We start from the raw sequence: 19113 nt of genomic DNA on the forward strand, positions 1-19113 counted from the left end.
GTCCCGCCTGTCTCGAGTGGCTCCGTGACGCAGTCATCGCTTTTGCCCTGCGCTTCATTCACGTGCCGAGTGACGACGGTAGTGACTCGAGAGCGTACAGGCGAGCGAATCTGTCTGAAATGCACCGCAGGAGTGTCGGTGCCCGACCGCTTAGAACGCGAGTGCGTCCACGAGGACCGCAACCAAGACAGCCCCGAGGAACGCGTTCGAGGCGTGGAACGAGCGAAACGCCGCGGCCTCGGTCTGTTCGAAGTGCAGGCGAACGGCGGCCCAGAGGAAAACGCCCCCAAAGAGGACGACGGTCCCGGCGTACAGCATGCCGAGGTTGGTGATCCAGGTCAGCGCGATCGCGCTCGCGAGCGTTGCGGCGATGTAGTAGAGGATGTGCTTTCTGGTGACGGTCTCGCCGCGGACGACCGGCATCATCGGGAAGCCACCGCGGGCGTAGTCGTCCTTGTAAGCCAGCGCGAGATTATAGAAGTGTGCCGGCGTCCAGAGGAAGATCAGTCCCGCGAGTGCGAGTCCCGGCATGCCGATCTCGTTGGTGACCGCAGCCCAGCCGATGAGCGCGGGCAGCGCTCCTGCAGCACCGCCGATAACCGTGTTCTGGACCGTGTTCGGCTTGAGCATGAGCGTGTAGACGACGCTGTAAAACAGGATCGCGGCGAGTCCAAGCGCCGCGGCCAGCCGGTTGATCGTCAGGAACGCGGCCAGCGACGCGGCTGTCAGCGCAAAGCCGAACACGAGTGCCTTCCAGACCGGGATCAGATCGACCGCGAGCGGCCGTTCTGCCGTCCGCGACATCTGCTGGTCGACGTCGCGCTCGAGGACGTGGTTGAAGGTGCCACTCGCGCCGATCGCCAAGACGCCGCCACCGAGCGTCGCGAGGACGGTCGGCAGTTCAAGGTCGGGGCCAGCAGCTAGCGCCATGCCGGCGGCGGCGACCAGACAGAGCAGCCACATCAGTCGCGGTTTCGTCATGCGGAAGTACGCGATCGCAGTGAGCCGGGCGCGGGCCAACCGGCTCGAGGGGAGTGTGCGTTCGGTTGCAGTCGGGACATCCTCCTCGAGTTCCTCGAGCGGCGTCGGCGAGTCGATCGCGTCGTCGTCGCTGCCGGTCGCGAGCTCTAAATCCCAGGCGAGCGCGAGGACGACCGCCGAGAAGATCACGAGTCCGAGTGCGAGGTGGAGCCCGGGAACGATCGCCGCGGGACCGACCGTCGCGGTGAGGGCACCGACGCCGACTTGGACGGCGTAGAGGAGGCCACCGACCACGAGTATCGATCGGACACGGCTCGAGACGTCCCCGAGGACCGCAGCGATCGCCGTCGCACCGACGAGCAGGCCGACCACGGCGGCCGTCAGCCGGTGGGCCCAGGCGATCGCGAGTTCGGTCTGGCTCAGCGGGTCGACCGGCGCGTGACAGGTCGGCCACGTCGAACACGACGCGGTCGCGTTCGTCAGCGAGGTCGTCGCGCCGACGATCAATAACAAGTACACGCCCAGAGCGGTCACTGAGAGCAGTGCTGAAAAGCGTCGCCGCGTACTGATCGGACGGGGGAACGACTCTGTTGCCACGGCTATTCTCGTCTACACCCTTTGACTCCGTATATTTATGGCTCCCGCTTTTGCCGCTTTCATCCGATCGCCTCGTATCCGACCTAGTTTTTTCTGCTCTGTTGAATAGATGCTGAGTCACGGTTACAGCGGCTCACACAGCGGTTCTATATTGATGAGGGCGAACATCAGGACAATTTCACGGAACTGGCGATACCAGCCCAGCGCTCGCACGGCGTCGCCGAGCGAGCGCTTCGTTGTTGAGTACGAGGTTTCGGCCATCCAGCGCTGAGAGTATCCTTTTGCCCGAATGAGCGCGTTGTTCATGACTGCATTCGGTGATGAGCCGCGGTAGTGAACAAGGTACTCAACGTCAAGTGCGGAGATTTCGTACTCAGTGTGCCAGTCTTGGAACGCGTTGTCGGCAACCACGGACTGCAGGTCGTCCGCGTTTCGGCGGACGACCTGCGGTCCGGTCTTCGTATCGTGCTTCCACCGTGCTGTGATATGGACATCGAGAACAGCGAGCGACTCTATATCAGTTAATGTCGTCACTTTCAGCGTCTGCACGGTATTTCCTGACCGCTGGCGGAAGTACGATGAAGAACGGCGGCGGTCAAAGAACGTGCTGTCGAGAGCAGCGTGGCCAGACTGCGGGTGTTGCTGCGCTGAAACGCGCAGCAACGCCCGCCACACCCACATTTTCAGCCGGTCAAACGACTTATAGATCGTGCTGTAGTCGGGGAGGTCCTCTCGATCGAGACCGAGTACGTCACGAACCTCGGTCATGTACTTCAACCGATTCGGCGTTTCACGGTAGCTGTGGCCTTCTTCGAGCCGAAAACAGTGTAGGACGACATGGACCCAGCGGGCGAACCCGCCGCTGGCGGGCTCGCCCGCGTGCTTCCCCAACGCTTGTTTGGCTAGGTCACGACACTGCTCAATGAAGTCGAGGAGATCGATTTCCATAGGACAGAATCGAATTCCTCGGCTTCATCCTTCTAAGCCAGTGATATCGGCTGATTAGATCGCTGTTCAACAGAGCAGTTTTTTCCGCCTTCAATTGACCACCTCGTGTTCCAACCCGCGATACGACCGCCATAGCCGCCGTCCGACCGCTACAACTACATTCCCATGTCCGCGGCCGCGTCCGGGATCGGGAGGTCGTGCGGCGAGACGCCCAGCAGTTCGCCGACGTGGTCGAGTGCCATATCGAATCCGTAGTAGCGCTCGAGTTCGTCGCCATCGGCGGCTGGCCGCACTTTCAACATCGCGTACCCCTCGCGGTTCTGTGCGACCGCTGCTGTGGTGCCCGTTTCGTGCTCGAACGTCAGCAGTCGTTCGGTCTCGGTTTCCTCGTAAGTGGCCGTGATGCCGTTCGCGTCGGCCGTCCGGTCGTCAGTCATGACTGATACTCGCGAGGCAACCACCGGGAATCTGTCGGTTCCAGTGTTCCATTACACACCGGGACCACACAGCATCCTCAGCGTCTGCTTCACACGGCCGCGGCGGGCGCACATCGACACCGATTTTTCGGTCGCCTTCGAGGCTCGCCTCGTGAGCCGTTCTGAATCCACCACGCCTCCCCGTCCGCTCGCGGCGTTTCAACTCACACGAGCGGTCACGTTGCAGTGGCTCGCCGTCTCTGCGGTCGGGTTTTTCGGCTTCGCGTACGGGTTCGGGCACGTGCTCGCCTGGATTCGCGGCACCTCGCTCGAGCCGATCGTGATCGCGCCATCCTCACCGCCGACAGTGCTCGGCTGGCTGGCCATCTCCATCGGTCTGCTCGTCTGTGTGGTCGTTCCTCACGAACTGCTCCACGGCGTGTTCCTCACGCGCTACGGCCAGCGCCCCGACTACGGGATCGGCGTCTCCCATTTCGTGCTCCCCTATGCGTACGCCGGGACCAGCGGCGCGCGCTACACCCGCAATCAGTTGCTCGTCGCCCTGCTCGCCCCGTTCGTGGTGCTGACGACTGCCGGCGTCGCCGTAATGGTCGTCGTCCCCACGCCGCTGGTGATCGTGCCGCTGGCGGCGAACGCGGCTGGCTCGATCGGCGATCTCTGGATGGCCGCCGTTCTCTATCAGTATCCTGCCGACGTTCGCGTGGGCGATCCACCCGGTGACGTTCGCGGCTTCGGTATCTACGGTGTGCACGGCCGATCGCTCAGCCGACGGCCTGGCATGCCACTGCTCGCCCGGTTTCTAAGCGGCGGCGTCGGTACCCTCGCCATGTTCGGACTCTACGCCTTGGGTGCCGTGCTGTTCTCGCTCGCCATCGGCACCGGTGATGTCGTCCTCGGTGATCCAGAGTCGGGTTGGCTGTTGTTTCGCCACTATCGGCTGCCAGACGGCACCGCACTCCTCGAGGTCGGCGACCGTGCTCTGCTCGGCGTCGCCATCCTCGGCGGGTTCGCGTGGACGATCATCGCGACTGTCCACTGCCAGCTCACGGCGGAGTAAGAAACCGTAACGCTCGAGCGCGTCCCATACCGACTGCCACCCAATGAGCAAGTGGCTTCGAAGCGGTCGCCGCCGAGACATCTGTTTTCTGCTCGCCGCGGCCGACGACGGCGAACTGCGCGGTCAGCAACTGAAATCGCGCCTCGAGTCGCATTACGACGATCGGCTCGAGCCCAAATCGTTCTACGGCTCGCTGTCGGCACTGGTCGATGCGGGGTTCGTCGAGAAGCGAACGGAGGGACTTCACGATGTCTATGCGCTGACTGACGCTGGAGAACGACGGACACAAGAGCACGCCGAGTGGGTTCGGGCGTGTTTCGAAGACTAACGGTCGAGTCTGGCTTGCGAGCGATACTCAGTCGCTACTGCTCGAGCAGCTGGTCGCCGATCGTGTTCCGGAGCACTTCGCTGGTGCCCTCGTAGATCTCGTTGAGTTTGGCGTCGCGGTAGAACCGCTGGGCGGCGAAGTCCTTGGTGTAGCCGTAGCCGCCGTGGATCTGGATGCCCTCGTTTGCGACTTCGCGGCTCACTTCGGAGGCGTAGAGTTTGGCCTGCGAGGCGTCCTTGATGTAGTTCTCGCCGCGGATCTTCTTGTCGGCGGCCTTGTGCATGAGCAGCTTCGCGGCCTGGATCTTCGTGTCCATGTCCGCGAGCTTGTGTTTGATCGACTGGAACTCGCCGATCGGCTGGCCGAACTGCTCGCGCTCGGTGGCGTAGTCCCGTGCTTCCTCGAAGGCCGCGCGGGCGATGCCGACGCCGCGAGCGGCGATCGTGATCCGGCCGCCGTTCAAGGTCTTCAGCGCGTGGACGAAGCCCTCGCCCTCGTCGCCGAGCCGTCGGTCTGCGGGAATGCGGAGATCGTCGAACCGGAGTTCGGCGGTCGGACAGCCCTTGTCGCCGAGTTTCTCCTCGGTGCCTTCGACGATGAAGCCGTCGTCCTCTTCGGGCCGAACGATAAAGGACGAAATACCTTTGTTGCCCGCGTCGGGATCGGTCTTCGCGAACACGGTGACCGTGTCGGCCACCGAACCGTTCGAGATCCAGAGCTTGCCGCCGTTGATCACGTACTCGTCGCCGTCTTTCTCGGCGGTCGTGTCCATGGCGGGGACGTCGCTGCCCGCACCCGCTTCCGAGAGCGCGAACGCACCGATGTCGTCGCCGGCTGCAAGCGGCGTCAGGTACTCCTCTTTCTGGGACTCGTCGCCGAACTCGTAGAGCATGTTCCCCGCCAGCGAGGTGTGAGCGGCGACGATCGTCCCGAGTCCACCCGAGCCACGCGAGATCTCCTCGAGGCCGATCGCATAGGAGTGGTAGTCGAGGCCGGCACCGCCGTACTCCTCGGGGAAGGGCATCCCCATCAGCCCCAACTTGGCCATCTCGTCGATGAGGTCGGACGGGAACTCGTCGTCGTGGTCGATCTCGTCGGCGACGGGGACGATTTCTTGGTCAACGAACTCCGATACCATATCCCGAATCTGCTGCTGTTCGGGAGAGAGTGTAAAGTCCATGCATGGCGGTTCGTGTTCTCGGCCCTTTATTGTTCGCTATTTCGTCTATCGTATCGTCCAGACTGTACTCTGGTTAATAGTGTTAGCCTCGAGCGCGAAATGGCTCAACAACGGTTTCCAGGCCAGCGGACAGGTGACGCGATAGCTCAGTCGCGGTCGGGCGCGGCCGCATCAGGGACCTTCCCGTCGACGAGGGACTGGTCGGCGTACTCCTCGCGGATGTCTTTCTTGGAGAACTTTCCCGTCGCCGTCTTCGGTACTTGTTTGATAAATTCGATCTCGTCGGGCAGCCACCACTTGGGGTATTCGTCGGCGAGCATATCGTCGATTTCGTCGGGCAGCGACTCGCGGTCGGCATCCTCGCCGGGGACGACGAACGCGACCGGTCGCTCCTGCCAGCGCTCGTGGGGGACGCCGACGACCGCCGCCTCGGAGACGTCGTCGTGGGCCATGATCGCGTTCTCGAGTTCGACCGACGAGATCCATTCACCGCCGGATTTGATCACGTCTTTCTCGCGGTCGACGAGTTCCATGTAGCCGTCCTCGTCGACGGTAACGACATCACCGGTCTTGAGCCAGCCGTCCTCGAACTCCGTCTCGTTGGCTTCGGGACGTTTGAAATACTCCGTCGTCACCCACGGTCCGCGAATCCACAGTTCGCCGAACTCCTCGCCGTTCCAGGCGACCTCCTCGCCGTCGTCGCCGACTACTGTGAACTCGAGGCCGGGAACAACCAGCCCCTGTTTGCTGCGCTTGTCGACCTTGGTATCGTATGCTGCGTCTTGCAGGTCCGCTTTGAGGTGCGAGACCGACCCGATCGGGGCCGTTTCGGTCATTCCCCAGGCGTGGAGTACTTCGACATCCCGGTCGTCGAACCACTCGATCATCGATTTCGGTGCCGCTGAGCCGCCGACGATGACGGTCTCGAGACTCGAGAGGTCGACCTCGGTTTCCGAACAATAGTCCATCAGGCCGAGCCAGACGGTTGGGACGCCGGCGCTGATCGTTACCCCCTCGTCTTCGATGAGGGCCGCGAGGTCTTCGGGTTCCGGTGAGGGGCCAGGAAAGACCTGTTTGGCACCGCCTGCGGTTGCGGTAAACGGCATTCCCCAGGCGTTGACGTGGAACATCGGGACGACGGGCATGACGACGTCGTCGTCGGCCATCGGAATCCCCTGTGGGGTCTGGGAGGCCATCGTGTGGCTCCAGAGCATCTGCTGAGTGTATTCGACGCCTTTCGGGTTGCCGGTCGTCCCCGACGTGTAACACATCCCTGCAGGCTGATCTTCGTCGACGTCGGGCCAGTCGTAGTCGGACTCGTGGTCTCCGATGAACGACTCGTAGGGCGTCGCCTCGAGATCATCTACTTCCTGACTGCCCATGACGACGAAGTCGACGCCGTCGAACTCGTCGTCGGCGTCGGCGACCGCGCCCGCGAGTTTGGGGGCGAGCGAAGGGTCGACGAAAATGAGCTGATCGTCGGCGTTGTCGACGATGTACTGGATGTGCGCGTCGGGGAGCAACGGGTTGATCGTGTGGAGCTGGGCCCCCATCGACGGGACGGCGAAGTACGTCTCGAAGTGTCGTGAGTGGTTCCAGCAGAACGTGCCGACCCGGTCGCCGGTCTCGATGCCGGACGCCTCGAGTGCGTTCGCGAGTTGGCACGTTCGATCGTCGTACTCGCTGTAGGTGTATCGCTGCAGCCCGTCGTGGTTGCGGGAAACGATCTCCGTGTCGGGATACAGGTTGGTTGCACGCCACAAAAACGGTCGCAGTGTTTGGCTTGTTCCCCCTGGCATCGGTGTCTGTGCCATATGTTCATATACCGCATTACTCTTTTTATAGCATATATTTCATGTCTGTCTGCAGCCCAGTCATCGTGGCGTCGGTCACGAACGGCGCTCTAATCGCGGTCGTCGGCGGTAATCAGGTGGCGAGACGGCAGTGATCCAACACAGCCGGCGAGAGGCGGGCTAACACCCCGGATTCGTCCCTGGCAACGTTCGATCGGAAGATCACGCCGCGACCGCGGTGTTTTTCCCGGATGGTCACCAAACTAACTTGAGTAGATGACCACGGGCCAGCCCGAACCACCCACCGATGCCGACCTCGAGTGGTGTTACGATGCGGTTCATGGCGTTTCGCGAACCTTTTCGATCACGATCGATCGGCTCGAGGAGCCGATGGCGAGACATATCTGTCTCGGATATCTCTTATGCAGAATTGCGGATACGATCGAGGACGCAGGACACATCCCGCCGGAGACACAGACGGACCTGCTCTCGACGTACGACGAGTTGCTCGATCCGGACGCCGAGCAGTCGGTCGCATCGTTCATGGACGACGTCGAGCCCTGGGTCCCCGAGGAACGAACCGACGACTGGGAGGTCGTCGCCGAGACGCCGCGGGTGCTGCGGACGTTCGAGTCGCTCGACGAGAATCCTCGCGAGATCATGCGCGAGCCGGTTCGGGAACTCGTCGACGGGATGGCGATGTTCACCAGCCGCTATGCGAACGAGGGCGGCCTGCGACTCCAGACGATCGAAGAACTCGAGGAGTACTGCTGGTACGCCGCCGGCACCGTCGGCACCCTGATCACTGGCCTGGTCGCCCGCGGCACCTCACAGGATCGCGCCGAGGAGATGCGGGAAAACGCCCGCTCGTTTGCGCTGCTCTTACAGCTGGTCAACATCGCGAAAGACGTCGACGATGACTATCACGAGGAGAACAACGTGTATCTCCCCGCCGAATGGCTCGCGGCGGAGGACGTCGACGTCGAGGCCGTCACCGACGAAGCCCACCAGGGTGGCGTCACGAACGTCATCAAGCGCGTGACAGGCCGCGCCGAACGCTACCTCGACGACGCCCAGCGCTATCTCGAGATCGTTCCCGAGCACCACGGCAACCGGCTCTCGGCGTGGGCGATCCCCTATCTGTTGGCGGTCGGCACGCTCCGGGAACTGCGCGAACGTCCCGAGGATGTCGTCCGCGAGGGTGACGTCAAGGTCTCTCGCGCCGAGGTGTACGAACTGCTTCAGCAGTTCGAGGACGGCGTCTCCCGCTCGCGGCTCGACGAGCTTCGCGCGGAGATGTCCGAACAGCCGCTCCACCAGTAATCGGTACGTGCGTTCTCGAGGGCCGACGGACTCCCTACTGACCGTCGAGCGCGAGCTGTCGTCCCAGTAATGCCAGCGGATAGCCGAATGCGGCGACGCTGGCAACCCACTGCAAGAACAGCAGCCCGAACAGAGCGACCTCATACCCGGACACCGGATGCGGAGACGTGGCTGCGATCGCAGCGATGGGCGTGAGCGCAGCGACCGCGACGAGCACGATCGGCGTCCGCCCACGGGCGAACGCGTGACCGATCGGGAGACAGAGCGCGGTCGCCAGCCCGAGGAAGAACGGAGACGCGTACACGGGTGGTCCGACGAGCAGTAGAGTGAGGCCTGCGGTGGTGATCGCTGCGAGTACCGACAGTCCGGCCAGCCCGCAGGTTCCAACTCGGTCGCCGAGCCGACGCGCCGCGATTCCCAGCAGCGCGTACCCGACGCCGAGTGAGGCCAGCGCGACGGCATTTGGCGCGAGGCCAGCGCCGGCCGAAACTGCGCCGCCGACGAGGAAGCCGCCGGCACCGATGCTTCCCACGGCTGCGATCAACCGCTCGAGCGTCGCGGCGTCGAAGCGAGCGAAGCCCCGTTCGGTACGCCCGATCGCGACTCCGACGAGCGCGATCGACACTGCAGGGACGAGCCCGCCGCGGACCCCGTGTTCGAGCGCTGTCGGACCGATCTCGAGCCCGATCGTGGCGTAGCCCCGCGCGGTATCGAAGACGCCGCCGCTGCCGTACGTAACGTACGTCTGGTCGTCGAAGTCGCGGTCCCATTCGTCCCCGTTCTCGTTCGTCCACGTCGCCGCATCGCCATCGACCGTGGCAGCAGGAACGGTGTTCGTGATTGCGGTCCCCTCGGGTGTGTGTATCGTCAACCGATCGGCCACGAGCTGGTAGCGTGTGGGCGACGTTCCCGTCGCGAAGTACTCGATGATCCATGTGTCGCCAACGCCGCGTCTAGCGACATCGTCGACCGTGTAGTTCACGACCACGGTGTCGCCCTCGAGCGTCGCCTCGACGGCCTTGACATCGCCGTCGGCGACGTGGTATCGCGCCCAGGCGTCGTCGACTGCAGCCTCGAGCGTGGTCGCGTTGGTCCGATATCGGTCGGCGGCCGAGGCGGTGACGGGAACGCGGGCGTGCCACCGCGAATCGCCGGTCTCGTCGACATATACGTCGAGCGTTCCGTGGCCAGTCGCACCGTCGATCTGAGCAGTGTTTGCGACACCGGGGCCACAGACCCCACAGAGCTGCGATGGTGGGGGCGCGCCGGCGACGGCGGGAACGCCGGCCAAGCCAACGCCGACACAACAGAGGGCGAGGACGAGATGGGCGGTTCGCATTATCTCGAATTGTTCACATCAATCACAAATAACGTTTCCGTGCGAAGCTGTTTTCGTCCCGCGATTAGCCGTTCGACAGCCGAGGACAAGTTTCAAGACGAGACAGTGTGAGCTATGGATGACTGGTGAACCGCGTGAGCAAGAACGATGTCGTCTCTGACTCGAGTGAGGGGGGAACCGAGAATGAGGCCGGCGGACCCCGTGTCGTCGATAGCGGAATCACCGTTGCTGTCGGGGCTGCCAACGAGGATGAGGACGCGACTGCTGTCGAACTCGGATTCGACGAAGACGAACTCCGTGACGCAGCCGAGTCCGGAACAGAAACCACCACCGGACCTGGACCTGCGTCGGAGCCTGAAGCCGGATTCGAGCCCGCGGAACGCGAGGCGCTTGTAGACGCCGGGATCGATCCCAATGTAGTCTTCGAGCGGGAGTGTTCGTACCGTCGACTGCGTGACGACGGCGTCCCTGAACCGATCGCGGACGCCCTCCGGAGACGGTTGTCGCTGCCGTGGTCGTTCGAGACCGACGGCGACCTCGATCGGCGCTCGACGGCGGTTCGCGGACTCGGCGAGGCCGAACGCGAGTGGATCGAAGTCAGCGGGGACGAGAACTGGCAATCGTTCGACTACGACCATACGGAGCCGGTTTCGGTCGGTCGGGAGCAACCCACGGAGCGACCGTACCCGAAGCCAACGCCGGTAACGGCGGTCACGGGTGTCGGTCCTGCCGACGCCGATACGCTGGCCGAGGCCGGTATCCGGTCGGCAGAGCGGCTGGCAACGATCGACGCGATGACCGTCGCCGATCTCTTGGAACTCAACGTGTTGCACGTCCGGATGTGGCGATACAACGCCCGAGAACTCCTCAACTGATCATGCGGGTGCACGGTGTTTACGCCGAGCCCAAACTGGCTACCGACTATCTCCGCTGCAGTTCTTAACTACGCTCGTACTCAATACTCGATGGGGCGGATCATCAGAGATTTATAGCGGCCTGTTGGACCGTCTAACAGATGATTCCGATCGACGACTCTCCGATCGTTCGCGACGGCAAGTCACTGATTCTGGCGATGGACCACGGACTCGAGCACGGTCCAGTCGACTTCGAGGATGTTCCGGAGAAACTCGATCCGTCGACGGTCTTCGAAACGGCGACCCACGATGCCGTCACCGCGATGGCGGTCCAGAAGGGGATCGCGGAGGGCTACTACCCAAGCTACGAGGACGACGTCAACCTCCTGCTGAAGCTCAACGGCACGTCGAACCTCTGGATGGGCGAGCCCGACTCGGCGGTCAACTGCTCGGTCGACTACGCCGCTGAGCTGGGTGCCGACGCGCTCGGCTTTACCGTCTACGGCGGCTCGAACCACGAGATCGAGATGGTCGAGGAGTTCCGCGACGCTCAGGAGAAGGGTCGCGAGTACGACCTCCCGATGGTCATGTGGTCGTACCCGCGCGGACAGGGCCTGAAAAACGACACCAAGCCCTCGACGATCTCCTACGCGACCCGGCTGGCGCTCGAGCTGGGTGCCGACATCGCGAAGGTCAAATACCCAGGTAGCAAGGACGCGATGGCCCACGCCGTCCAGTGTGCCGGCGACATGAAAGTCGTCATGTCCGGCGGCTCCAAAACGTCGGACTACGAGTTCCTCTCGACTGTCGAGGCCGTCATCGACGCCGGTGCGAAAGGCCTTGCCGTCGGCCGCAACGTCTGGCAGCGTGAGGACCCCACCCGGCTGCTCGATGCGCTCGAGCAGGTCATCTACGAGGAGAAAACCGCCGATGCCGCACTCGAGGCGACCGAATAGGAATGACGGTTTCGGACCCAGTCGTCGAGCAGATCGTCTCGACGATCGGTCGCTCGGCGACCGAGATCCGGCAGGGATTGATCGGCCGGCGTGGCACGGTCGACGAAGAAAACCCAAGCGGCGAAGCCCAGGCCGAAGCTGACATCTGGGCCGACGAGTTGCTCGGCGATCGGCTGGCCGAACTCGAGGGTGTCGGCCAGTACGCCAGCGAGGAACGGGCCGATGTCGTCGACTGTGGCGGCGATCCAGACGAGTCTGGCGCGTACGCCGTCGCAGTCGATCCGCTTGATGGCTCCTCGAACCTCAAGTCGAACAACACGATGGGGACGATCTTCGGCGTCTACGACGCTGCGGTGCCGGCTCGCGGTGACACGCTCGTGGCCGCCGGCTTCGTCCTCTATGGGCCGATCACGACGATGGTGATCGCAACCGACGAGACCGTCGCCGAGTACGAACTGTCCGGCGGCGAGCGCACGCTCGTCGACCGCGATCTCACGCTGCCCGACGAACCGGTCGTCTACGGTTTCGGCGGCCGCGTCCCCGACTGGCCAGACGACTTCCGCGCGTACGCCCGCGAGATCGAATCCGAACTCAAACTCCGGTATGGCGGTGCGCTCATCGGCGACGTCAACCAGGTGCTCACGTACGGGGGCACCTTCGGCTACCCCGCCCTCGAATCCCGGCCCGAGGGCAAACTGCGGCTCCAGTTCGAGGGGAACCCGATCGGCTACGTCGTCGAGCAAGCCGGCGGGCGCTCCTCGAACGGCACGCAGTCGCTGCTGTCGATCGACCCCGACGGCCTCCACGATCGGACGCCGGTCCACGTCGGCAATACCGAGCTGATCGACCGGCTCGAGGACGCACTCGCGTAGGCCACGACGTCGTTTTTCACCGTTTTCCGGTCCAGCGTGGGGTAACAGAAACGTAGAGGCCGATGCCGACCAGCAGGAGTCCATAAAACGTCCAGCGTGGCCAGCCGGTCTCGAGGAACACCAGCGTCAGCACCAGGACCCACAACGAAATGACGAGGACGTCACCGAGCAGTCGAAGAGTGGCGCTCGCGACGGCGCTGAACGTGTGTCGAGTACGGTTGCGTCGTGAACTGCGGGAGGGTTCGTCACTCATGTGGGTGCGAGGGCGGCCAGTGATCAGAAGTGGTAGCCATGTTGTTCAGTCAGTCGATAGGCTCCGACGCCCCAGACGTAGCTCTGGCCGGGCCACCACGTCCGGGCGTTGTTAAAGCCCGCGATGAGCACGTCGTCGTCATCGCTCTCGGGGTCGCGATGATAGCTCACGGAGCCGCTGTCGCCGTCCGTGAGGTCCATCTCGCCGCCCCAACGAATCTGTCCGCGGCGACAGAACTCGTCGGTAAAGCAGGTCACCGCGTCGATACCCTGGATTTTGCCGGTCGTGTGTCCGGTCAATGCACCGACTTTCTCGAGTTCTGCGCCCTGGGCGACGAGCGTAGCGAGCCCGAACCTGGTGAACTGGCCGCGAACGCGAGGTCGTGACGGTTCATCGATGCGGCTCGCGGGCTCGAGGTCGCCGGTGGGTTCGATCGCCGCGATGTCTTCGACGGGGTGGTAGTGGGCGACGGTCCCCACTTCGATCGTGTCACTGTCCTCGCGTGGCAGCAGGAGGGTTCCGTCGGTTGCCTTGTGATCGTCGAGGAACGCGTGTTCGGCCGTCACGAAGAAGCGTCGCTCCCCATCGGGGTGATACAGCGCCGGACCGAGCGTCGCCATACTCGAGGGGGTTTCGCAGGCGACACCGCTGGCGATCCGTTCGTTCGCGAGCGCGTCGGCGAGGTGAGGGTCACGGTGTTCCGGGCCGTTCTGAATCTCGTCGACATCGACGATCGTCTCCGAATTGAGGTCGATACTCCCTGTGACTTCTTCGACGATTTCAGGGATCGAGTGACCGTCGCTCGAGAGACCAACGGAGACGGTAGCAGTTCCACTTTCGAGGGAACCGGGGACGACTGCGCTACCGAGGTAGCCCGTAAAGCCGAGTCGGGCCAGCCGCTCGTTTACTTCGACGGCTTCCCGGACAGCGGCGTACCACTCGGCAGGGACCGCTCGCGTTCGTTCCTGGATAGACCATGGATCGGCAGGGTCGTCCCTGACGAGGGCGGTGACGATCGGCACCTCGCCGTCGTCAGCCGCGAGGAAATCGTCGACGCCGAGCCAAGTGGCCATCCCGACGGCGTAGCCACCGCTGGCGAGCGTTCGAAGGAACGCGCGGCGATCCATGCCCTGCTCGAGCCGTCCTCGAAGCGACGCGAGTCGGTGGACTGATTGTTCGGTCTCTGTCTCCGGCATGTCGAACTCCTGCCGTTGCTATGGCCCCCGTTTCGCCACTGTCTCCCGCCGCGAAACGGCGTCGGTAACCGTCGAAAGGAACGTCGAAATCGACAAAAGGGGTTCTGCCTGCAGGTGCCGCTGCGCGGCAGCGCCGGTCGGTAGCACCCCGTTTCGAACTGTTAGCCGTGATTACTGACAGCCGCCCGCGCGCTACGCCTGTCATAACAATACCCCGCGTGCTTGAATCGGTGCCTGCTCCCAGTGGGACGACTCCGGTTCGATTCCGGCGGGGAGGCTATGAGTTCCGAGCGCGCGTCACTGTGCCGCCATCTGCCGGGAGACGTCACGCCCGGCGATCTCGAGCGCTTGCTCTGGGTGGTCGTCGCGCTTGCCCTGATCGCGGACGTCGTGACGACGTTCGTCGGCCTCAATCTGGGGCTGTCCGAGTCGAATCCGGCCGCACGTGGTGCGATCGAGGACCATGGACTGGCTGGTATGCTTGCTCTGAAGGCGTTTGCGATCAGCGTCGGCCTCGTCTGTCGGCCGCTTCTCGAGCAAGCGTATCGTCCGATCGTCCCGGCCGGACTCGCGGGACCGTGGCTGGTAGCTGCGGCCCTGAACACCTATATGATTTCGGCCATGGTGTAAGACCGTATCAGTTGTTAGTATAAGCGTGCTCGATCCCTCACGATCGATCGTTTCGCACAATCCCTATTTCGCTCGAGTCGCTAGCGATGCCAATGCCAACGTCATCGACACACGACGACTCGCAGCCGCCGCCCGAGGAACAAAAGAGAGTCCTCTTCTGTCCCAACTGTGATCACCGGAGCCCGATCACCGGTGACTGGGATGTTACGACGACCAGCGAGGAGCGATTGCTGGTCTGTGCTGGTTGTGGGACTGTCGTCGACCGGCGATCACGTCGCTGGTCTGACCCGCTGGGGGCGACGTAGAGAGCACCGACGCATTCACACCGAGTCAGTCGCGTTTGGCCGCTACTAGTACTCCGTCACGCGTCGACGTGCGAGTCGAACCAGATAACCGTGATCGGTTCGACCCGCAAAGTCAGGCTTGACGAACCACTAACCCTTACAGTGTTCGTGCCTGTCGACCGACCGATCTCTCGGTCACCCACACCCCTCGTTCAGAGTGAAACCGCCTCGAGCAACTGGGGGTCGCTGTTTCCGTCGGCGATTCATACGGACTCCTCCCAGTCAGTGCCGGTGCATTCGCATGACGAGTCGTGGGTGGCCGATATGCCGTGGTAGCAGACCGTATCAGTCGCGACAGCTCACGCAAAAGAATCGAGGTCGAGATCCCGGTTCGTCGCCGACGGGCCGGTTTCGTGAAGCTGGTCGTACGTCGGGAGTTGCTCGAGCGACGAATCGCGGCGAACGGCCTTGACGATGTGTTTCGGATCGGTGACGAGCCGATGGAGGAGATAACTCCCCTGTGACCGACCGCCACCGGTCTTTTCGGACTCGATGACGCCCAGAAACGCCTGTTCTTTCAGTTGGCGATAGAGCCCGTTTTCGGTGATCGGATCGTTGGCAACCAGGTCACAGATCCCGACGTAGCGCTCGTAGATCTCCCGTGTCTTGTACGTCTCTCGCCCGCCCGTAATGATGCGGCTCGCGAGCGCGTAGAGGGCGAGTTTCGCGTGGACGGTCGCCCCGCTGGTAAGCTCCTCGATCCGGTTGATCTCGGCGACCTCCTGTGCTTGCTGGATGTGAGCCTCCGAGACGGTCTCGCTGCCGGTCCGCCGTGCGAGTTCGCCGGCCTCCTTGAGGATCTCGATCGCCTTTCGGGCGTCGCCGTGTTTCTTGGCTGCAAGCGCCGCACAGAGTTCGATTGTCCCCGCTTCCAAGACATCGGGCTGGAACGCGTCCTCGCGGTTGCGCATGATCTCGCGGAGTTGCGAGGCGTCATAGGGATGGAAGAACAGTTCGCGGTGGCCGAAGCTACTGTCGATCCGTTCGTCGAGCGTTTCCCGGTACTGGACTTTGTTACTGATCCCGATGACACCGATGTAGGTGTCGGTCTTCTGTGCCTCTCGAGCACGAGAGAGTTGCATCAAGATATTGCTGTTGTCGAGTTTGTCGATCTCGTCTAAAATAACGATGACCGCGTCGAAACAGTCCTCGAGAATCCCCCAGATGTGCTGGTAGTACTCCATCGTCCCGACGCCTCGAAGCGGGATATTCTGTTGATAGCCGGTCTGCTCTTTCAAACTGAGCGCCAACTGGCGCGTGGCGCGGGTTTCGGTGTTCGCTTCCGAACAGTCGACGTAGAGAACGGCACAGTCGATTTCGTTGCCTCGAGCGGCATCCTTGGCGCGAGTCGCGACGTGTCGTGAGATGAGACTCTTACCGGTCCCGGTCTTTCCGTAGATCATCACGTTGTTCGGTGGATCACCGCGCGTGATCGCGCCGACCTCAGCCGCGACGGATTGGATCTCGTCGTCACGTCCGACGATGCGATCTTCGTCCGGGACGTGACCGACGTGGAGGAGTTCCTTCCGATTAAAGATAGGATCGTGAGATCGGAAAAGTGGGTCCCCACTGGTCTGCTCAGCCATAGTTTCGTTCTGGAAGACGGTATGTATAAATCTATGGAAGGTAGTTCAGACTGATAAACGCAAGGTAGCGTTTCTGAAGCCGGCGTTTATCGATTTCCAGAGCGAGCAACTCGTCGACCGAATGCAGACTGAACACTGACGCTCCCCGACACGGCACTCACGTACGTTCCCGCGGCAACTCTCGATCGACCATCCCGCTGGAGACGTCACTACAGGTCGTCTCGTTCCAACCCACCCACCCCTCGTTCAGACTGAAACTGATGTATCCGTAGTGAGTTCGCCTCGACGATCAGAACTCGCGATGGGTCTGCCGACCGGAACTCGAGGCCGAGTGCCGACGAATACGGTCGCTAACTGCCGAACGGGGGCAGTAACTGTGCGTTGAGGTCGACCCCTGTGCCGCGATTGGCTCCAGTCTCACGAGAAGAGGCCACAATACAATGTGTTAAATTCCCATAGCTATAGTTTCGAGTATACTACTATCTATATACTAGTATTGAATGTTATGTTATAGGCAATAATTGGACAGTCCATGGCGGATCTCGAAGCGAGAGAAATATCTCCGATAAAGAGGGTAATTCGCCCGAATACAGCCGAGCTGATTACAGTGCCAATCCGCATTCGATACCGTTTTCACTCTGAACAGGGGGTGGGGGTCCTCTCAGCTTCCGTGTCCGACCGATCCAGCATCGATCGAATTGACGCCTAACTCAGCGTGACCGTCGACTGTCACAACAGGAATTGTAGTTCACTCTGAACGGGGGTGTGAACAACCGACATGCCGGAGTTGGCGTGATACATGCCGAACTCGACCGCTATCACCGGCTCGATTCGCCTTTCACTCTGAGAGAGGGGGGTCCGTCACCGAGCACACTCGTCCTCGTTGTCTGCTAACCGAATCACTCTCACAGCAGTAGCTATCCGAATAGCCGCTAAAAGCCGACTTAGTCGGCCCAAATAGTTAGATAACTGAAGTGGTCGACCGCACGTGTCGGCGGTGTCGTTCTTCTAATATTTAATTCTCTTTCAATTCCTTATATTGTCTTTTATGCACTATGAGGTGCATTCGTCACGTTTATTTTGATTACCTCGGAACCTACTGGCAATGTCAGACGAAGCCAACCCGTTCGAAAGTCTGCAAGCGCAGATCGACGAGGCTGCACAGTACCTCGACATCGGCGACGACGTGATCGAGCGACTCAAACACCCCGAGCGCGTTCTCGAGACGAACCTGACGATCGAGCGTGACGACGGCGAACTCGAGCGCTTCAAGGCGTTCCGTTCGCAGTTCAACGGCGACCGTGGCCCGTACAAGGGCGGTATCCGCTATCACCCGGGCGTCTCCCGCGACGAGGTCAAAGCGCTGTCCGGCTGGATGACCTACAAGACGTCGATCGTCGACATCCCGCTCGGCGGCGGCAAAGGTGGCATCATCATCGACCCCGACGAGTACTCCGAAGCGGAACTCGAGCGACTCACCCGTGCGTTCGCGAAGGAACTGACGCCGATGATCGGCGAGGACCGCGACGTCCCCGCGCCTGACGTGAACACGGGCCAGCGGGAGATGAACTGGATCAAAGACACCTACGAGACTATCGAGAACACGACCGAGCCCGGCGTCATCACGGGGAAGGCGCTCGACTCGGGCGGCAGCGAGGGTCGCGTCGAAGCAACCGGTCGCTCGACGGTCATCGCCGCACGCGAAGCCTTCGACTACCTCGACAAGGACCTCGAGGGCGCGACCGTGGCCGTGCAGGGCTACGGGAACGCAGGCTGGATCGCGGCCAAGCTGATCGACGAGATGGGCGCAACCGTCGTTGCCGCCAGCGACTCGAGCGGTGGCATCTACAACCCCGACGGCTTCGACCCCGTCGCGGCGAAAGACCACAAAAACGAGACCGGCAGCGTCGTCGGCTTCGCGGGAAGCGAAGAGGAGATCACCAACGAGGACGTGCTCACGCTCGACGTCGACCTGCTGATTCCCGCCGCACTCGAGAACGCAGTCGACGCCGACCTCGCCGAAGAGGTCAAAGCAGACGTCATCTCGGAGGCCGCAAACGGGCCGCTCACGCCCGCTGCTGACGAAGTGCTCGAGGACAAGGACGTCTTCGTCATCCCGGACATTCTCGCGAACGCGGGCGGTGTCACCGTCTCGTACTTCGAGTGGGTCCAGAACCGCCAGCGCTTCGCCTGGTCCGAAGAGCGCGTCAACGAGGAACTCGAGGAGGTCATCGTCGATGCCTTCGACGCACTGGTCGAGACCTACGAGGAACACGACCTCGACAACCCACGGACCGCCACGTACGTCGTCGCGATCCAGCGCGTCGCCGACGCCTTCGAAGAAGCCGGCAGCTGGCCCTGAATTCGGGAACCGATTCGCTGCAGGTTCGACTGACGTTCTTTTTTCGGCGTGACTGACTGTCTCCGTTCCAATAAACA

At 62.4% G+C, this 19113-nt stretch carries 18 protein-coding genes; 9 read left to right on the top strand and 9 right to left on the bottom strand.

From position 1 onward, the window contains the following. Window positions 1-150: 150 nt before the first annotated feature. The 3 genes from E2L06_RS04350 to E2L06_RS04360 form a co-directional block, all read right to left on the bottom strand. The gene (locus E2L06_RS04350; RefSeq protein ID WP_138778951.1) at window positions 151-1578 is read right to left on the bottom strand and encodes a heme o synthase; all 1428 of its coding nucleotides are present in this window, start codon (window positions 1576-1578) and stop codon (window positions 151-153) included. Window positions 1579-1701: 123 nt separating this feature from the next. Beyond that, on the bottom strand, window positions 1702-2526 hold the full coding sequence (locus tag E2L06_RS04355; RefSeq protein ID WP_138778954.1) for an IS5 family transposase: 825 nt from the start codon (window positions 2524-2526) through the stop codon (window positions 1702-1704). Window positions 2527-2681: 155 nt separating this feature from the next. After that, window positions 2682-2963 (bottom strand): hypothetical protein, encoded by a 282-nt coding sequence (locus tag E2L06_RS04360; RefSeq protein ID WP_138778956.1) that lies wholly within the window; start codon window positions 2961-2963, stop codon window positions 2682-2684. A gap of 151 nt (window positions 2964-3114) precedes the next feature. On the opposite strand from E2L06_RS04360, the gene E2L06_RS04365 reads away from it, so the two are divergent. Further along, a complete protein-coding gene (locus tag E2L06_RS04365) occupies window positions 3115-4020 on the top strand; it encodes a DUF3267 domain-containing protein (RefSeq protein ID WP_138782498.1) in 906 nt (301 codons plus the stop codon). A gap of 43 nt (window positions 4021-4063) precedes the next feature. Beyond that, window positions 4064-4348: a PadR family transcriptional regulator gene (locus E2L06_RS04370; RefSeq protein ID WP_138778958.1), complete on the top strand. Its 285-nt coding sequence runs from the start codon at window positions 4064-4066 to the stop codon at window positions 4346-4348. 34 nt (window positions 4349-4382) lie between these two features. Here E2L06_RS04370 and E2L06_RS04375 read toward each other — a convergent pair whose 3' ends face one another. Both E2L06_RS04375 and E2L06_RS04380 read right to left on the bottom strand, forming a co-directional pair. Further along, window positions 4383-5528, bottom strand: a complete 1146-nt coding sequence (locus E2L06_RS04375) for an acyl-CoA dehydrogenase (RefSeq protein WP_138778960.1) — start codon at window positions 5526-5528, stop codon at window positions 4383-4385. 146 nt (window positions 5529-5674) lie between these two features. Then, window positions 5675-7327, bottom strand: coding sequence for a long-chain fatty acid--CoA ligase (locus tag E2L06_RS04380; protein WP_138778962.1), 1653 nt, complete (start codon window positions 7325-7327; stop codon window positions 5675-5677). Window positions 7328-7597: 270 nt separating this feature from the next. Here E2L06_RS04380 and E2L06_RS04385 point away from each other — a divergent pair, with 270 nt between their 5' ends. Then, entirely contained in the window at window positions 7598-8644 is a 1047-nt protein-coding gene (locus E2L06_RS04385) for a phytoene/squalene synthase family protein (RefSeq protein WP_138778964.1), read from the top strand. A 34-nt stretch (window positions 8645-8678) separates the two neighbouring features. On the opposite strand, the gene E2L06_RS04390 is transcribed toward E2L06_RS04385, so the two are convergent. Further along, entirely contained in the window at window positions 8679-9983 is a 1305-nt protein-coding gene (locus E2L06_RS04390; RefSeq protein ID WP_138778966.1) for a hypothetical protein, read from the bottom strand. Window positions 9984-10117: 134 nt separating this feature from the next. Between E2L06_RS04390 and E2L06_RS04395 the strand changes: the two genes are divergently transcribed. The 3 genes from E2L06_RS04395 to E2L06_RS04405 all read left to right on the top strand — a co-directional run bounded on the left by E2L06_RS04395 (window position 10118) and on the right by E2L06_RS04405 (window position 12665). Further along, entirely contained in the window at window positions 10118-10858 is a 741-nt protein-coding gene (locus E2L06_RS04395; RefSeq protein WP_138778967.1) for a helix-hairpin-helix domain-containing protein, read from the top strand. Window positions 10859-10998: 140 nt separating this feature from the next. Further along, window positions 10999-11793, top strand: a complete 795-nt coding sequence (locus E2L06_RS04400) for a class I fructose-bisphosphate aldolase (RefSeq protein WP_138778969.1) — start codon at window positions 10999-11001, stop codon at window positions 11791-11793. A gap of 2 nt (window positions 11794-11795) precedes the next feature. Beyond that, a complete protein-coding gene (locus E2L06_RS04405; protein ID WP_138778971.1) occupies window positions 11796-12665 on the top strand; it encodes a class 1 fructose-bisphosphatase in 870 nt (289 codons plus the stop codon). Between the two features lie 16 nt (window positions 12666-12681). On the opposite strand, the gene E2L06_RS04410 is transcribed toward E2L06_RS04405, so the two are convergent. Both E2L06_RS04410 and E2L06_RS04415 read right to left on the bottom strand, forming a co-directional pair. Next, window positions 12682-12918 carry a hypothetical protein gene (locus tag E2L06_RS04410; protein WP_138778973.1) on the bottom strand — a complete coding sequence of 79 codons (237 nt, stop codon included), beginning with the start codon at window positions 12916-12918 and terminating at the stop codon, window positions 12682-12684. Between the two features lie 23 nt (window positions 12919-12941). After that, on the bottom strand, window positions 12942-14114 hold the full coding sequence (locus E2L06_RS04415; RefSeq protein ID WP_138778975.1) for a hypothetical protein: 1173 nt from the start codon (window positions 14112-14114) through the stop codon (window positions 12942-12944). Window positions 14115-14393: 279 nt separating this feature from the next. Here E2L06_RS04415 and E2L06_RS04420 point away from each other — a divergent pair, with 279 nt between their 5' ends. After that, window positions 14394-14744 (top strand): DUF5658 family protein, encoded by a 351-nt coding sequence (locus tag E2L06_RS04420; protein ID WP_138778977.1) that lies wholly within the window; start codon window positions 14394-14396, stop codon window positions 14742-14744. A 92-nt stretch (window positions 14745-14836) separates the two neighbouring features. Then, entirely contained in the window at window positions 14837-15049 is a 213-nt protein-coding gene (locus E2L06_RS04425) for a hypothetical protein (RefSeq protein WP_138778979.1), read from the top strand. Between the two features lie 338 nt (window positions 15050-15387). Here the strand turns inward: E2L06_RS04425 and E2L06_RS04430 are convergent, their stop codons facing one another. Next, a complete protein-coding gene (locus E2L06_RS04430; RefSeq protein ID WP_138778981.1) occupies window positions 15388-16674 on the bottom strand; it encodes a Cdc6/Cdc18 family protein in 1287 nt (428 codons plus the stop codon). Between the two features lie 1105 nt (window positions 16675-17779). Here E2L06_RS04430 and E2L06_RS04435 point away from each other — a divergent pair. After that, window positions 17780-19036, top strand: coding sequence for a Glu/Leu/Phe/Val dehydrogenase (locus E2L06_RS04435; RefSeq protein WP_138778983.1), 1257 nt, complete (start codon window positions 17780-17782; stop codon window positions 19034-19036). Window positions 19037-19113 lie beyond the last annotated feature (77 nt).

It is taken from the genome of Haloterrigena sp. H1 (assembly GCF_005938085.1).
In the GTDB taxonomy this organism is placed as follows: Archaea; Halobacteriota; Halobacteria; order Halobacteriales; family Natrialbaceae; genus Natrinema.

Bases quoted from the DNA above. Each gene is read 5' to 3' on its own strand.
- E2L06_RS04405 (WP_138778971.1), top strand. From the start codon at position 11,796: ATGACGGTTTCGGACCCAGTCGTCGAGCAGATCGTCTCGACGATCGGT.
- E2L06_RS04390 (WP_138778966.1), bottom strand. From the start codon at position 9,983: ATGCGAACCGCCCATCTCGTCCTCGCCCTCTGTTGTGTCGGCGTTGGC.
- E2L06_RS04425 (WP_138778979.1), top strand. From the start codon at position 14,837: ATGCCAACGTCATCGACACACGACGACTCGCAGCCGCCGCCCGAGGAA.
- E2L06_RS04385 (WP_138778964.1), top strand. From the start codon at position 7,598: ATGACCACGGGCCAGCCCGAACCACCCACCGATGCCGACCTCGAGTGG.
- E2L06_RS04370 (WP_138778958.1), top strand. From the start codon at position 4,064: ATGAGCAAGTGGCTTCGAAGCGGTCGCCGCCGAGACATCTGTTTTCTG.
- E2L06_RS04420 (WP_138778977.1), top strand. From the start codon at position 14,394: ATGAGTTCCGAGCGCGCGTCACTGTGCCGCCATCTGCCGGGAGACGTC.
- E2L06_RS04415 (WP_138778975.1), bottom strand. From the start codon at position 14,114: ATGCCGGAGACAGAGACCGAACAATCAGTCCACCGACTCGCGTCGCTT.
- E2L06_RS04380 (WP_138778962.1), bottom strand. From the start codon at position 7,327: ATGCCAGGGGGAACAAGCCAAACACTGCGACCGTTTTTGTGGCGTGCA.
- E2L06_RS04435 (WP_138778983.1), top strand. From the start codon at position 17,780: ATGTCAGACGAAGCCAACCCGTTCGAAAGTCTGCAAGCGCAGATCGAC.
- E2L06_RS04355 (WP_138778954.1), bottom strand. From the start codon at position 2,526: ATGGAAATCGATCTCCTCGACTTCATTGAGCAGTGTCGTGACCTAGCC.
- E2L06_RS04410 (WP_138778973.1), bottom strand. From the start codon at position 12,918: ATGAGTGACGAACCCTCCCGCAGTTCACGACGCAACCGTACTCGACAC.
- E2L06_RS04430 (WP_138778981.1), bottom strand. From the start codon at position 16,674: ATGGCTGAGCAGACCAGTGGGGACCCACTTTTCCGATCTCACGATCCT.
- E2L06_RS04375 (WP_138778960.1), bottom strand. From the start codon at position 5,528: ATGGACTTTACACTCTCTCCCGAACAGCAGCAGATTCGGGATATGGTA.
- E2L06_RS04400 (WP_138778969.1), top strand. From the start codon at position 10,999: ATGATTCCGATCGACGACTCTCCGATCGTTCGCGACGGCAAGTCACTG.
- E2L06_RS04360 (WP_138778956.1), bottom strand. From the start codon at position 2,963: ATGACTGACGACCGGACGGCCGACGCGAACGGCATCACGGCCACTTAC.